This window comes from Streptomyces sp. NBC_01477 (genome assembly GCF_036227245.1).
Taxonomy (GTDB): domain Bacteria; phylum Actinomycetota; class Actinomycetes; order Streptomycetales; family Streptomycetaceae; genus Actinacidiphila.
Map to the genome: position 1 here is coordinate 6,091,079 of NZ_CP109445.1, position 14,686 is coordinate 6,105,764.

Below are 14,686 nucleotides of genomic sequence, written 5' to 3' on the forward strand. Positions count from 1 at the left end.
AAAAAGCCCCCGGTCACCGGGACGGGACCCGGGCCGGAGGCCGTGGAGCGGGCGACGGGAATCGAACCCGCGTAGCTAGTTTGGAAGACTAGGGCTCTACCATTGAGCTACGCCCGCAGCGCCTCAGATTCTGGCACACCGCACGCTCGCCGGTCGAACCGGATGAGCGGCGGGGCGCAATACCGGCTGCCCACGGTCGAGGGGGCATGTACTCTACGTGTCGCACCAGCGGGGTGTGGCGCAGCTTGGTAGCGCGTCCGCTTTGGGAGCGGAAGGCCGTCGGTTCGAATCCGGCCACCCCGACCAGTCAGTTCCGCGCGCCCCCGCCCGTCACGGCGGCGCCGGCCGGAGGGCGCTCGTCCGACCCCGCCCGGCGGGGATTGTGGTACCGGTAGGATGGGCCGCTGGCGACCGGGCACGCGGCAAGGCCGAGTGCCGGACGTACGACTCGTACCGAAGGTCCGCCCCCATCAACGTAAAGCCCCAAGGAGACCCAACCGTGAAGAGCGCCGTCGAGACTCTGAACCCGACCCGGGTTCGACTCACTGTCGAGGTGCCCTTCGAGGAGCTCAAGCCCAGCCTCGACGCGGCGTACAAGAAGATCAACGACCAGGTCACGGTGCCGGGCTTCCGCAAGGGCAAGATCCCTGCGCGCGTCATCGACCAGCGGTTCGGCCGTGGCGCGGTCCTCGAAGAGGCCATCAACGACGCGCTGCCGAAGTTCTACACGGAGGCGGTCAGCGAGGGCGAGCTGAACGTGCTCGGGCAGCCCGACGTCGACATCACCGAGTTCAACGACGGCGACGAACTGAAGTTCACCGCCGAGGTGGACATCCGCCCCGCCATCGAGATCCCGGACTACTCCGGCATCGAGGTCACCGTCGACGCCGTCGAGGTCAGCGACGAGGACATCGAGAAGTCGCTGGAGCAGCTGCGCGACCGCTTCGCCTCCACCACCACCGTGGAGCGCCCGGCGGCCGAGGGCGACGTCGTCGTGGTCGACCTGGAGGCCTCGGTGGACGGCGAGGTGCTCGGCGACGGCATCGCCAAGGCCGTCAGCTACACCATCGGCTCCGGCCAGCTGCTCGACGGTATCGACGAGGCCGTCACCGGCCTGTCCGCGGGCGAGTCGGCCACCTTCACCTCCGAGCTCAAGGGCGGCTCCGCCGCCGGCCGGCCCGCCGAGGTCAAGGTCGACGTCTCCGACGTCCAGGCGCGCGAACTGCCCGAGCTGGACGACGACTTCGCCCAGCTGGCGAGCGAGTTCGACACCCTGGAGGAGCTGCGCGCCGACAGCCGCAAGCGCCTGGAGTCGATGAAGCAGTACGACCAGGCCACCGCCGCCCAGGAGAAGGTCCTCGACGCGCTCATCGAGCTGACCGAGGTGCCGATCCCGGAGAAGCTGCTCAAGGACGAGGTCGAGACCAGGACCCACAACCTGGAGCACCACCAGTTCCCGCAGATGGGTCTGGACTGGGACACCTACCTGGAGCGCGAGGGCAAGACCCGCGAGGAGTACGACGCGGATCTGGAGACCCAGGCGGTCAAGGGCATCAAGACCCAGTTCATCCTCGACGAGCTGGTCAACAAGGAGAAGCTGTCGGTCAACCAGGAGGAGCTCACCGAGCACCTCATGCGGCGGGCCGCGACCTCCGGCATGAGCCCCGACCAGTTCGCGCAGGCCGTCGTGGAAGGCGGCCAGGTGCCGATGCTGGTCGGCGAGGTCGCCCGGGGCAAGGCGCTGGCCGTCGTGGTCGAGGCCGCCAAGGTCACCGACACCAACGGTGAGGTCATCGACCTCGCCGACGATGAGGACGAGGCCGCCGACGCCGAGGCCTCCTCCGACGCCGAGGCCGCTGCCGAGGCCTCCTCCGACGCCGGCACCGAGGGCGACGCTCCCGCCGGGGACGACGCCGCCGAGTCCGAGAAGGCCTGACGCCGCGCCACTGCGGGCCGCGCCCCTGCGGGGGTGCGGCCCGGAGTGCATGCGCTGACAGCGAACAGGTGGCCGTACAGGATTGTCGGGCAGCACCCGGGCGTTAGGGTCCGTAAGTAGGAGGGCAGGGGTGCAGCACCAGCAGACGCCGCACCCGGCCCAGACGAAGACCCTGTGACGGCATGTCTACCGTCCGACAACGAGCAGGTGGATACGTGACGACTCCGATGCCTTCCGCCGCCGGCGAGCCGACCCTCGGTGGACTCGGCGACCAGGTCTACAACCGACTGCTCGGCGAGCGAATCATCTTCCTCGGCCAAGCGGTCGACGACGACATCGCCAACAAGATCACCGCGCAGCTGCTGCTGCTGGCCGCAGAGCCGGACAAGGACATCTTCCTTTACATCAACAGCCCCGGCGGCTCGGTGACCGCGGGTATGGCGATCTACGACACGATGCAGTTCATCAAGAACGACGTCGTGACGATCGCCATGGGCATGGCCGCCTCGATGGGCCAGTTCCTGCTCACCGCGGGCACCCCCGGCAAGCGCTTCGCGCTGCCGAACACCCGGATCCTGATGCACCAGCCCTCCGCGGGCCTCGGCGGCTCCGCCACCGACATCAAGATCCAGGCGGAGCAGCTGCTGCACACCAAGCGCCGCATGGCCGAGCTGATCGCCCAGCACTCCGGCCAGACCTTCGAGCAGATCACCAAGGACTCCGACCGGGACCGCTGGTTCTCGGCCGAGGAGGCCCAGGAGTACGGCCTGCTGGACGGGGTCATGCTCTCCGCCGCGCATGTGCCCGGCGGCGGCGGCACCGGTGCGGCCTGAGCCCGGGCGCCCTGCCGAGCCCCTGATCACTCGAAGCTCTTCATCACCAGGACGGTGGACGTGAACCCCATGAACTTCCCCGGCAGCGGCCTGTACGAGCGCACCGAGGCCGAGCGGCCCGGCGTGTTCGGCGCCGAGGCCCGCTACGTCATCCCGCGCTTCGTGGAGCGCACCTCGCAGGGCGTGCGCGAGTACGACCCGTACGCGAAGCTGTTCGAGGAGCGGGTGATCTTCCTCGGCGTGCAGATCGACGACGCGTCGGCCAACGACGTCATGGCGCAGCTGCTGTGCCTGGAGTCGATGGACCCCGACCGGGACATCTCGGTCTACATCAACAGCCCCGGCGGCTCGTTCACCGCGCTCACCGCGATCTACGACACGATGCAGTTCGTGAAGCCGGACATCCAGACCGTCTGCATGGGCCAGGCGGCCTCCGCCGCGGCCGTGCTGCTCGCGGCCGGCAGCCCCGGCAAGCGGATGGCGCTGCCGAACGCCCGGGTGCTGATCCACCAGCCGTACAGCGAGACCGGCCGCGGGCAGGTCTCGGACCTGGAGATCGCGGCCAACGAGATCATCAGGATGCGGCAGCAGCTGGAAGAAATGCTGGCCAAGCACTCCACCACCCCGATCGAGCAGATCAGGGAGGACATCGAACGCGACAAGATCCTGACGGCCGAGGAGTCCCTGGCCTACGGTCTTGTCGACCAGATCGTCTCCACCCGCAAGACCTCTGTGAACGTCTGATCCACCCGGCAGGCGGTGCAGGTCCGCGCGCGGTCCCCCTGGACCCGGATGAGCGAGTACGTCCAAGGGGGACCCACACGGGGGGCGCGGCAAGGTACCGTCGATGAGAGAAGCACCAGGCTCCGTTGAAGGTCGGCGGAACCCAGGCGAAGGGGAAAGACCTCGTGGCACGCATCGGTGACGGCGGAGACCTGCTGAAGTGCTCGTTCTGCGGAAAGAGCCAGAAGCAGGTGAAGAAGCTCATCGCAGGTCCCGGTGTGTACATCTGCGACGAGTGCATCGACCTCTGCAACGAGATCATCGAGGAGGAGCTGGCAGAGTCCTCCGAGGTCCGCTGGGAGGATCTGCCCAAGCCCCGGGAGATCTACGAATTCCTGGAGGGCTACGTCGTCGGGCAGACGCCCGCCAAGAAGGCGCTGTCGGTGGCGGTCTACAACCACTACAAGCGCGTCCAGGCGGGTGAGAACGGCCGGCCCGGCCACGACGACGCGATCGAACTGGCGAAGTCCAACATCCTGCTGCTCGGCCCCACCGGGTCCGGCAAGACCCTGCTGGCGCAGACGCTGGCCCGGATGCTCAATGTGCCGTTCGCCATCGCCGACGCCACCGCGCTCACCGAGGCCGGCTATGTGGGCGAGGACGTCGAGAACATCCTGCTCAAGCTGATCCAGGCGGCGGACTACGACGTCAAGAAGGCCGAGACCGGGATCATCTACATCGACGAGATCGACAAGGTGGCCCGCAAGAGCGAGAACCCGTCGATCACCCGGGACGTCTCGGGCGAGGGCGTGCAGCAGGCGCTGCTGAAGATCCTGGAGGGCACCACCGCGAGTGTGCCGCCGCAGGGCGGCCGCAAGCACCCGCACCAGGAGTTCATCCAGATCGACACCACGAACGTGCTGTTCATCGTGGGCGGTGCCTTCGCCGGTCTTGAGAAGATCATCGAGTCGCGGGCCGGCGCCAAGGGCATCGGCTTCGGCGCGACCATCAGGTCCAAGCGGGAGATCCAGGCCTCCGACCAGTTCCAGGAGATCATGCCCGAGGACCTGGTGAAGTTCGGCATGATCCCGGAGTTCATCGGCCGCCTCCCGGTCATCACCAGCGTGCACAACCTGGACCGCGAGGCGCTGCTGCAGATTCTGGTCGAGCCGCGTAACGCGCTGGTGAAGCAGTACCAGAAGCTGTTCGAACTCGACGGTGTGGAGCTGGAGTTCGAGCGCGGCGCGCTGGAGGCCATCGCCGACCAGGCGATCCTGCGGCAGACCGGCGCACGCGGTCTGCGGGCGATCATGGAGGAGGTGCTGATGTCGGTGATGTACGAGGTGCCGTCCCGCAAGGACGTGGCCCGCGTGGTGATCAGCGCCGAGGTCGTCCACTCCAACGTCAACCCGACCCTGGTGCCGCGCGAGCCGCGCATCGTGGGCAAGGGCGAGCAGAAGAGCGCGTAGCACCGCGGCACGAAAGGGGGCGCCCGGTCCACACCGGGCGCCCCCTTCGTGCTGCGAACGCCGCTTACGTGAGCGGCACCCGGGTGTCCTTGCGGACCTTCGCGAGCAGGTCGGCGGTCGCGTCGGCCGACAGGCTGCTCCCGCTGCCGCCGACCAGGGAGGCCAGGTCGAGCGGGGTGATCGTGCCCACCGTGCTGTAGTCCGCCCACAGGCAGATGGTGACGTTGATCACCTTGCCCTTGTCGTCGCCGTCCTCGGTGTTGGTGATCTTGGCGGTCTGGCACTCCACGACCGCGTCGTCGGCCCCCGAGGGGTGCAGCGTCTGCGCGCCGCCGACCAGTTCGGTCTTGGTGCCCTCGCCGTCGTCGGTGGCGCCCTTGCGCAGGCTGGCCATCATGCCGTCGGCGACCTTCTGCGGGTCCTTGACGGTGCCGTAGGCGCCGCTGAACGACAGCACGGTGCCGGCCAGTTGGGTTCCCTTGATGTAGGCCGCCGTGACCCGCTGCGGGTCGGTCATGCCGAGCGTCTTGAGCGTCGCCAGGTCGTCGTCGTCGAGACCGTCGTCGGCCAGGTCGGAGTCGTCGCTCTTCTTGTAGTCCGTGGCGACGGTGGCCGGGGTGGTCAGCTTGTACTTCTTGCCGTCGTTCTTCGGCCCGCTGCCGCTGTCGCCGCCGCTGGTGAGGAAGAAGACGCCGGCGCCTATCGCGACCAGCGCCACGACGGCGCCGATGATGATGCCGTTGCGCTTGCCGCTGCCGCCGCCCTGCGGGGCACCCGGCGGCTGGCCGTAGCCGTAACCGGGCTGCTGCGGGGGCTGGCCGTACGGCGGCTGGCCGGGCTGGCCCTGCTGCGGGTAGCCGTAACCGGGCTGCGGCTGCTGGCCGTAGTCCGGCTGCTGGTGCGGGGGCTGCCCGTACGGCGGCTGGGCCGGCTGGCCCTGCTGCGGGTAGCCGTAGCCCGGCTCGGGCTGGCCGAAGCCGGGCTGCTGCTGCGGGGGCTGCTGACCGTACGGGTTGGGCGGCTGCTGGCCGCCGTACGGGTTCGGCGGCGGCTGGTTGTTGCTCATCGGTACGAGGGTCCCCTCCGTTGACTTCGTCCGCACATCCTTGCGGACGTCCTGCCCGCTGCTGACCGAGGGGGCGGGAAAAGCCGCAACGGCCCTATAGCGAACGGGACTTCAGGCCGCGAGCGGTACCCGGACGTCCTTGCGCACCCCTTGTGCCAGCTCGGCGGCCTGGTCGTACGGCATCGCGGTGGCGGTGCCGTTCTGGACCTTGCCGAGGTCGAGCGCGACCGTGTAGGCGACGGTGCTGTAGTCGGCCCACAGGCAGATCGTGGTCGGGAAGTCGATGTTCTGGTCCGGGATGTGGTACTTGACCTGCTGGCACTCCATGGCCGCGTCGTCCATGCCGGCCGGCGTGACCTTCTGCGGCTCGCCCACCAGCTCGTGGGTGGTGCCGTCGTCCTCCTTCTTCGCGGCGTCCTTCTTCATCTGCGCGAACATCCCGTCGACCACCTTCTGCGGGTCCTTGACGGTGCCGTAGACGCCGGCGACCTCCAGGACCTGGCCGGTGTCCTGATCCCCGATCAGGTAGTCGGCCTGGGACTTCTTCGCGTCGCTGACGCCGAGGGTCTTCAGCGTGGCCATATCGGTCTCGTCGAAGCCGCCGTCCTCGTCGTCGTCGGTCTTCTTGTAGTCCGTCGCGACCGTCTCCGGCATTGTCAGCTGGTACTTCTTGCCGTCGTTCTTGATCCCGCCGCCGTCGCTGCCCCTGGTGGCGAAGAAGACGCCGGCGCCTATCGCGACCAGGGCGACGACAGCGCCGATGATGATGCCGTTGCGCTTGCCGCTGCCCTGCGGGGCCGCCGGCGGCTCGCCGTAGCCGTAGCCGTACCCGGGCTGCTGGCCGTAGGGCGGCTGCGGCGGCACCTGGCCGTAACCGGGCTGCTGGGGCGGCTGGCCGTACGGCGGCTGGGCGGGCTGGCCCTGCTGCGGGTAGCCGTACCCGGGCTGCGGCGGCTGGCCGTACGCGGGCTGCGCGGGCGGTCCCTGCTGGGGGTAGCCGTAGCCCGGCTGCTGCTGCGGGGGCTGGCCGTACGGCTGCTGGGGCTGCTGGCCGTACGGATCCGGCGGCTGCTGACCGTACGGATTCGGCGGCGGCTGGCTGTTGCTCATGACTTCGGCCCCTCCCATGGATAGCTCGCCCCATCTTCGCCGATCCTTTATGCGGCGCTTACCGCAGGGCGGCAACTGATTCGTAACAGCCCGGCACGCCCCCGTAGAATCGCCTGGTGACCGACAACACTCAGCGCCCCCACGACGGGCCGGACAGCGCCGCCCCCGAACTGCCGACGACCTATGCGCCGGCCGACGTAGAGGGGCCGCTGTACGAGCGCTGGGTGGAGCGGGGCTACTTCGAGGCCGACGCGAAGAGCGACAAGCCGCCGTACACCATCGTCATCCCGCCGCCCAACGTCACCGGCACCCTGCACCTGGGCCACGCCTTCCAGCACACGCTGATGGACGCCCTGACCCGCCGCAAGCGCATGCAGGGCTACGAGGCGCTGTGGCTGCCCGGCATGGACCACGCGGGCATCGCCACCCAGAACAAGGTCGAGCAGCAGCTCGCCGAGGAGGGCAAGTCCCGCCACGACATCGGCCGGGACGAGTTCGTCGAGCGGGTGTGGCGCTGGAAAGAGGAGTACGGCGGGCGCATCCTCGGCCAGATGCGCCGCCTCGGCGACGGCGTCGACTGGTCCCGCGAGCGCTTCACCATGGACGACGGCCTCTCGCAGGCGGTCCAGACGATCTTCAAGAAGCTGTACGACGACGAGCTGATCTACCGCGCCGAGCGGATCATCAACTGGTGTCCGCGCTGCCAGACCGCCATCTCCGACATCGAGGTGGACTACCAGGACGACGCCGGCGAGCTGGTCTCGCTGAAGTACGGCGAGGGCGACGAGACGGTCGTCGTCGCGACCACCCGCGTCGAGACGATGCTCGGCGACACCGCCGTCGCCGTCCACCCGGACGACGCCCGCTACGCGCACCTGGTCGGCAAGCGGATCAAGCTGCCGCTCACCGACCGGACGATCCCCGTCGTCGCGGACGCCCACGTCGACCCGGAGTTCGGCACCGGCGCGGTCAAGGTGACGCCCGCGCACGACCCCAACGACTTCGCCATCGGCCAGCGGCACGGGCTGGAGTCGCTGACCGTCATGGACGAGCGCGCCGTCATCACCGTGCCGGGACCCTTCCAGGGCCTGGACCGGTTCGAGGCGCGTTCCGCGATCGTCGAGGCGCTGCGCGAAGAAGGCCGGATCGTCGCGGAGAAGCGCCCGTACGTCCACTCCGTCGGGCACTGCTCGCGCTGCAAGACCACCATCGAGCCGCGGCTGTCGCTCCAGTGGTGGGTCAAGGTCGGGCCGCTGGCGAAGGCGGCGGGCGACGCGGTCCGCGACGGGCGGGTGAAGATCCACCCGCGCGAGATGGAGAAGCGGTACTTCGACTGGGTCGACAACATGCACGACTGGTGCATCTCGCGCCAGTTGTGGTGGGGCCACCGCATCCCGGTCTGGTACGGGCCGAACGGCGAGCGGGTCTGCGTCGGCCCCGACGAGCAGCCGCCGGCGGGGGAGGGCTGGACGCAGGACTCCGACGTCCTGGACACCTGGTTCTCCTCGGGCCTGTGGCCCTTCTCCACCCTGGGCTGGCCCCAGCGGACCCCGGACCTGGAGAAGTTCTACCCGACCGACGTCCTGCTCACCGGCCACGACATCATCTTCTTCTGGGTCGCCCGGATGATGATGTTCGGCCTGTACGCGATGGACGACGTCCCGCCCTTCCACACCATCGCCCTCACCGGCCTGGTCAGGGACGAGTTCGGCAAGAAGATGTCGAAGTCCAACCCCAACTCGGTCGATCCGCTGACCTGGATGGACGCCTACGGCTCCGACGCCGTGCGCTTCACCCTGGCCACCGGCGCCAACCCCGGCGCCGACGTGCCGATCGGCGAGGACTGGGTCAAGGCGTCGCGCAACTTCGCCAACAAGATCTGGAACGCCACCCGCTTCGCGCTGATGAACGGCGCCACGGTCGACGGTCCGCTGCCCGAGCCGGCAGAGCTGTCGGCCACCGACCGCTGGATCCTGTCCCGGCTGAACGCCACCGTCGCCATGGTCGACGCCTACTACGACGACTACCAGTTCGCGAAGCTCTCCGACACCCTCTACCACTTCGCGTGGGACGAGGTCTTCGACTGGTACGTCGAACTGTCCAAGACCGTCTTCTTCGCGGGCGGCGAGCCCGCCCGCGTCTCGGGCCGGGTCCTCGGCGAGGTCCTCGACGTGCTGCTGCGGCTGCTGCACCCGGTCGTCCCCTTCGTCACCGAGACGCTGTGGACCACGCTCACCGGCGGCGAGTCGCTGGTCGTCGCCGACTGGCCGAAGGACAGCGGCTTCCGCGACCCGGCCGCCGAGGCGGAGATCGCCGAGGTCCAGCGGGTCGTCACCGAGGTCCGCCGCTTCCGCTCCGACCAGGGCCTCCAGCCGGGCCAGAAGGTGCCGGCGCGGCTCACCGTCGCGGGCACCCTGCTGGCGCCGCACGAGGACGCCATCCGGCAGCTGCTGCGGCTGCAGCCCGCGGGCGACGGCTTCCACGCCACTGCGTCGCTGCCGGTCGCGGGCGCCACCGTCGAGCTGGACCTGTCGGGCACCATCGACGTGGCCGCCGAGCGCCGGCGGCTCACCAAGGACCTGGGCCTGGCCGAGAAGGAGAAGTCCGACGCGGGCCGCAAGCTCGGCAACGACGGCTTCCTGGCGAAGGCGCCGGAGAAGGTCGTGGCCGGGATCAGGGCGCGGCTGGCGGCGGCCGAGGCGGACATCGAGCGGATCACCGCCCAGCTCGGCGCGCTCCCGGAGAGCTGACCGGCGGCTGCGTCCCGCAGGCGCGCCGGTTCGGCGCACTGGTGAGCGTGGTGGCCCTGGCCGTGAGGCCGGGGCCGCCTTCCGTAGACTGGACCGCGTGACCGACCTCCCCCCGAACGGCGACGCCGCGGACGATCCGCACCACCCCGACGATGCCGACGACGACCGCCCGACCGGCGCAGGGCCGCGCGAGGTGGACATGGCCGTCATCGAGGCCGGCAGCCGGACGCTTCGCGCCGGCATCAGCCCCGCGGCCGACGACGACGTTCCGTCCCGCCCCGCCGACCCGGCGGTCGACCGCGAGCTGCGGGAGGTCGAGGAGGAACTGCAGGGCCGCTGGCCGGAGACCAAGCTGGAGCCGTCACTCGACCGGATGACCGCGGCGATGGACATCCTGGGCGAACCGCAGCGCACCTATCCGGCGATCCACATCACCGGCACCAACGGCAAGACCAGCACCGCCCGGATGATCGAGCGGCTGCTGCTCGCCTTCGAGCTGCGCACCGGCCGCTACACCAGCCCGCATGTGCAGTCCGTCACCGAGCGGATCAGCCTGGACGGCTCCCCGATCAGCGCCGAGCGCTTCATCGAGACCTACCGCGACCTGCAGCCGTACGTCGGCATGGTCGACGCGGCCCAGCCGTACCGCATGTCGTTCTTCGAGGTGCTCACCGCGATGGCCTACGCGGCCTTCGCGGACGCGCCGGTCGACGTGGCGGTGATCGAGGTCGGCATGGGCGGCAGCTGGGACGCGACCAACGTGGTCGACGGGCAGGTCGCGGTCGTCACCCCGATCGCACTCGACCACACCGACCGGCTCGGCGGCACCCCCGGCGAGATCGCGGTCGAGAAGGCCGGCATCGTCAAGAAGGACGCCACCGTCGTGCTGGGCAGGCAGCCCGCGGACGCCGCGCAGGTGCTGCTGAAGCGGGCCGTCGAGGTGGACGCCACGGTCGCCCGCGAGGGCATGGAATTCGGGGTCACCCGGCGCGAGATCGCCATCGGCGGCCAGCTGCTGACGCTGCGCGGCCTCGGCGGCGAGTACGACCAGGTCTTCCTGCCGCTGCACGGCGAGCACCAGGCGCAGAACGCCGCGGTCGCGCTGGCCGCGGTCGAGGCGTTCTTCGGCATCGGCCGGATGCACCAGCGCACCCTGGACCAGGACACCGTGCGCGCCGCCTTCGCCGCGGTCACCTCGCCCGGCCGCCTGGAGGTCGTCCGCCGCAGCCCCACCGTGGTGCTGGACGCGGCGCACAACCCGGCGGGTGCGCTGGCCACCGCGGCGGCGGTCAGCGAGGTCTTCGACTTCACCCATCTGGTCGGCGTGGTCGGCCCGAGCGGGGACAAGGACGTGCGCGGGCTGCTCGAAGCCTTCGAACCGGTGCTCTCCGAGGTCGTGGTGACCCGCAACTCCACCTCGCGCGCGATGGACGTGGACGAGCTGGCGGCGCTGGCCGTGGAGGTCTACGGCGAGGACCGGGTGCAGGTCGAGCCGCGGCTCGACGACGCCCTGGAGGCGGCGATCACGCTGGCCGAGGACGAAGGCGCGTACGCGGGAGCCGGTGTGCTGGTCACCGGTTCCGTCATCACCGTGGGAGAGGCCCGGCTGCTGCTGGGCCGTAGGTAAGGGGCTGGGTCCATGCGGACGCTCTGTTCGAGCACGCTGATCGGCGAGTTCTTCGTCATCGGCTTCGCCGGGCTGGTCGCGATGAAGAATTCCGACCTGTCCGTGGGTACCGTGTGGACGGTGTCCGGTATCGCGATGGGGCTGTGCATCCTGCTGTGCGCGGTGCTCACCAGGCCGGGGGGGCTCGCCGTCGGCTGGGCACTCCAGCTCGGACTGGTCGTCAGCGGCATCTGGGTCGGTACGATGTTCTTCCTCGGGCTGGTCTTCGCAGGCCTGTGGTGGGCGTCGATCCACTTCGGCCGCAAGGTCGACGAGGCCAAGGCGAGGAACGCGGCTCAAGCGGCCTGAGGCCCGCCTTGTAGGCTCGTCGTACCACCATTCACACGTCTTTCCGTATTCAGCAGGAGCCGCCCCGTGTCTCAGCGCACTCTCGTCCTTCTCAAGCCCGACGCCGTACGCCGTGGCCTGGTCGGCGAGATCCTCGGCCGGATCGAGCGCAAGGCGGGCTGGACGATCCGCGCCATGGAACTGCGTACGCTGGACCGCGGCACCCTGGAGCAGCACTACGCCGAGCACGTCGGACGCCCGTTCTACGAGCCGCTGGTGGAATTCATGGAGTCCGGTCCCTCGGTGGCGCTGGTGGTCGAGGGCGAACGCGTCGTCGAGGGGCTGCGCACGCTGGCCGGGCCGACCGACCCGATTGCCGCAACGCCCGGCTCCATCCGGGGGGATTTCGGGACGATCGTCCGGGAGAACCTGGTGCACGCCTCGGACTCCGAGGAGTCCGCCGAACGCGAGATCAAGCTGTTCTTCCCCGGTCTGGCCTAACACCGCGGCCGGTCAGGGCATATACGACGGTCGATCGGGAACCAAACATCCCGACACGACGTCACCATTACAGAGGTCAGCTGTGTGTTCTGATGACAATGACGTCGGAACCCCGACCCCGCGCCGCACCGGTCGCGACTACGATGGAATCTCTCCGCTCAAGCTCGGGAAGGCCTGACGTATCCTCATGGCGAACAACATGTCGTTCATCGGCCGTGACATGGCTGTCGACCTCGGGACCGCCAACACGCTGGTGTACGTCAGGGGCCGCGGGATCGTTCTGAACGAGCCGTCCGTCGTTGCCGTGAACACCAACACCGGCGGCATCCTGGCGGTCGGCGCCGAGGCAAAGAAAATGATCGGCCGCACACCGGGCAATATCGTCGCGGTCCGGCCGCTCAAGGACGGCGTCATCGCCGACTTCGAGATCACCGAGCGCATGCTGCGCTATTTCATCCTCAAAGTGCACAGGCGCCGCTATCTGGCCCGCCCGCGGATGGTCATCTGCGTGCCGTCCGGTATCACCGGGGTCGAGCGCCGTGCCGTGATCGACGCCGCCAACCAGGCCGGGGCGCGGACCGTGCACATCATCGAGGAGCCGATGGCCGCCGCGATCGGCGCCGGGCTCCCCGTGCACGAGGCCACCGGCAACATGGTGGTGGACATCGGCGGCGGCACCACCGAGGTCGCGGTCATCAGCCTCGGCGGCATCGTCACCGCCCAGTCCATCCGGGTGGCCGGCGACGAGCTGGACAACGCGATCATCCAGCACATCAAGAAGGAGTACAGCCTGCTGCTCGGCGAGCGCACCTCCGAGCAGATCAAGCTCACCGTCGGCTCGGCCTTCCCGACCAAGGACGACGAGGAGCACACCGAGATCCGCGGCCGCGACCTGGTCAGCGGCCTGCCCAAGACCGTGGTCATCTCGGCCGCGGAAGTGCGCAAGGCGATCGAGGAACCCGTCAACGCGATCGTGGACGCGGTCAAGACCACGCTGGACAAGTGCCCGCCCGAACTGTCGGGCGACATCATGGACCGCGGTATCGTCCTGGCCGGCGGCGGCGCGCTGCTGCGCGGCCTGGACGAGCGCCTGCGGCACGAGACCGGCATGCCCATCCATATCGCCGAGACCCCGTTGGACTGCGTGGCGCTCGGCGCCGGCAAGTGCGTCGAGGAGTTCGAGGCGCTCCAGCGCGTCCTCGACGCCGCCCCCCGCAGATGACGCGAGGCCTTCGCAGATGACCTCGGCGAGCCGGATCACCCGCGTCATGCGAACCCCAGCACAGTAGCTCCGACCGGCCGCGGCCCCACGGCGGCGGGTCCGATGAGGAAGGCACGGACTGGCGCCCGTGAGGGACACAAAGGAGAGCCGGCTGCTGCTGGTGTTGCTGGTGGTGGTCGCGTTCGCGCTGATCACCGTGGACATCCGGGGCGGTGAGAACTCACCGCTCGACCGGCCGCGGCAGGCCGCGCAATCCGTCTTCGGCCCGGTCGAGAACGCCGTGTCCGGTGTCGTCGACCCGGTGGGCAACGCGGTGGACGCGGTGCGCGACTCGGACGGACGCAGCAGCACCATCAGCCGGCTGGAACACGAGAACGCCGCGCTCAAGCAGCAGCTCGGCAGCAAGGACATCACCCGCAACCGGGCGCAGGAGCTGGACAAGCTGCTGAAGACCGCGGGCGCCGGACAGTACGCCATCAAGGGCGCCCAGGTGATCGCGATAGGAGCGGCCCAGGGCTTCTCCTGGACGGTCACCATCGACGCCGGCAGCCGTGACGGCATCACCCGCGACATGACCGTGCTCAACGGCGACGGGCTGGTCGGCCGGGTCACCACCGTCGGACCCTCGACGGCCACCGTGCTGCTGGCCAACGACCCCGACTTCACCGTCGGCACCCGGCTCGAAGGCTCCATGGAGCTGGGCTTCGCCACCGGCCAGGGCGACCGGCCGATGCGGGTCCAGCTGCTCAACGGCAAGGCCGCCGTGCACAAGGGCGACCGGCTGGTCACCTTCGGCTCCGAGGCCGGCAAGCCGTTCGTGCCCGGGGTGCCGGTGGGCAAGATCGTCGGCGTCGACCCGTCCGGCGGCAACCTCACCAAGACGCTCCTGGTGCAGCCCTTCGTCGGCTTCACCCGGCTGGACGTCGTCGGTGTCGTCGTGGTCGGCCCGCGCACCGATCCGCGGGACAGCGTGCTGCCCGCCAAGCCGACCCCGTCGCCCAAGCCCAAACCGAAGGCGCCGGCCTCGCCGACCGCGCCCGCCTCGCCCGGCAGCACCCCGACCGGCGGCGACCTGCCGCCGGGGACCGCCACCGACACGCCCACCAGCGGCAGGGGCTGACC

The 14,686-nt window shown here is 69.6% G+C and carries 12 protein-coding genes and 2 tRNA genes; 11 read left to right on the plus strand and 3 right to left on the minus strand.

Going from position 1 to position 14,686, the window contains the following annotated elements:
• Positions 1 to 43 precede the first annotated feature (43 nt).
• Positions 44 to 117 (minus strand) — tRNA-Gly (locus OHA86_RS25825).
• 112 nt (positions 118 to 229) lie between these two features.
• Here OHA86_RS25825 and OHA86_RS25830 point away from each other — a divergent pair.
• The 5 genes from OHA86_RS25830 (at position 230) to clpX (ending at position 4,961) form a co-directional block, all read left to right on the plus strand.
• A tRNA-Pro gene (locus OHA86_RS25830) sits at positions 230 to 306 on the plus strand.
• Between the two features lie 193 nt (positions 307 to 499).
• Positions 500 to 1,936: a trigger factor gene (gene tig, locus OHA86_RS25835; protein WP_329178909.1), complete on the plus strand. Its 1,437-nt coding sequence runs from the start codon at positions 500 to 502 to the stop codon at positions 1,934 to 1,936.
• A 227-nt stretch (positions 1,937 to 2,163) separates the two neighbouring features.
• Entirely contained in the window at positions 2,164 to 2,769 is a 606-nt protein-coding gene (locus OHA86_RS25840; RefSeq protein WP_329182556.1) for an ATP-dependent Clp protease proteolytic subunit, read from the plus strand.
• Between the two features lie 69 nt (positions 2,770 to 2,838).
• Complete coding sequence (locus tag OHA86_RS25845; protein WP_251489060.1) at positions 2,839 to 3,513, plus strand: ATP-dependent Clp protease proteolytic subunit; 675 nt, start codon at positions 2,839 to 2,841, stop codon at positions 3,511 to 3,513.
• Between the two features lie 164 nt (positions 3,514 to 3,677).
• A complete protein-coding gene (clpX, locus tag OHA86_RS25850) occupies positions 3,678 to 4,961 on the plus strand; it encodes an ATP-dependent Clp protease ATP-binding subunit ClpX (protein WP_327291112.1) in 1,284 nt (427 codons plus the stop codon).
• Positions 4,962 to 5,025: 64 nt separating this feature from the next.
• On the opposite strand, the gene OHA86_RS25855 is transcribed toward clpX, so the two are convergent.
• Positions 5,026 to 6,027 carry a hypothetical protein gene (locus OHA86_RS25855; RefSeq protein ID WP_329178910.1) on the minus strand — a complete coding sequence of 334 codons (1,002 nt, stop codon included), beginning with the start codon at positions 6,025 to 6,027 and terminating at the stop codon, positions 5,026 to 5,028.
• 111 nt (positions 6,028 to 6,138) lie between these two features.
• Positions 6,139 to 7,137, minus strand: coding sequence for a hypothetical protein (locus OHA86_RS25860; protein ID WP_329178912.1), 999 nt, complete (start codon positions 7,135 to 7,137; stop codon positions 6,139 to 6,141).
• Between the two features lie 116 nt (positions 7,138 to 7,253).
• On the opposite strand from OHA86_RS25860, the gene OHA86_RS25865 reads away from it, so the two are divergent.
• The 6 genes from OHA86_RS25865 to mreC all read left to right on the plus strand — a co-directional run bounded on the left by OHA86_RS25865 (position 7,254) and on the right by mreC (position 14,684).
• Positions 7,254 to 9,887, plus strand: a complete 2,634-nt coding sequence (locus OHA86_RS25865) for a valine--tRNA ligase (protein WP_329178913.1) — start codon at positions 7,254 to 7,256, stop codon at positions 9,885 to 9,887.
• A gap of 97 nt (positions 9,888 to 9,984) precedes the next feature.
• Positions 9,985 to 11,514 carry a bifunctional tetrahydrofolate synthase/dihydrofolate synthase gene (gene folC, locus OHA86_RS25870; RefSeq protein WP_329178914.1) on the plus strand — a complete coding sequence of 510 codons (1,530 nt, stop codon included), beginning with the start codon at positions 9,985 to 9,987 and terminating at the stop codon, positions 11,512 to 11,514.
• 12 nt (positions 11,515 to 11,526) lie between these two features.
• Complete coding sequence (locus OHA86_RS25875) at positions 11,527 to 11,862, plus strand: DUF4233 domain-containing protein (protein ID WP_329178916.1); 336 nt, start codon at positions 11,527 to 11,529, stop codon at positions 11,860 to 11,862.
• Between the two features lie 66 nt (positions 11,863 to 11,928).
• Positions 11,929 to 12,342: a nucleoside-diphosphate kinase gene (gene ndk / locus OHA86_RS25880; protein WP_329178918.1), complete on the plus strand. Its 414-nt coding sequence runs from the start codon at positions 11,929 to 11,931 to the stop codon at positions 12,340 to 12,342.
• Positions 12,343 to 12,541: 199 nt separating this feature from the next.
• Positions 12,542 to 13,564 (plus strand): rod shape-determining protein, encoded by a 1,023-nt coding sequence (locus OHA86_RS25885; RefSeq protein ID WP_329182557.1) that lies wholly within the window; start codon positions 12,542 to 12,544, stop codon positions 13,562 to 13,564.
• A gap of 127 nt (positions 13,565 to 13,691) precedes the next feature.
• Positions 13,692 to 14,684, plus strand: a complete 993-nt coding sequence (gene mreC / locus OHA86_RS25890; RefSeq protein ID WP_329178919.1) for a rod shape-determining protein MreC — start codon at positions 13,692 to 13,694, stop codon at positions 14,682 to 14,684.
• Positions 14,685 to 14,686: the final 2 nt, after the last annotated feature.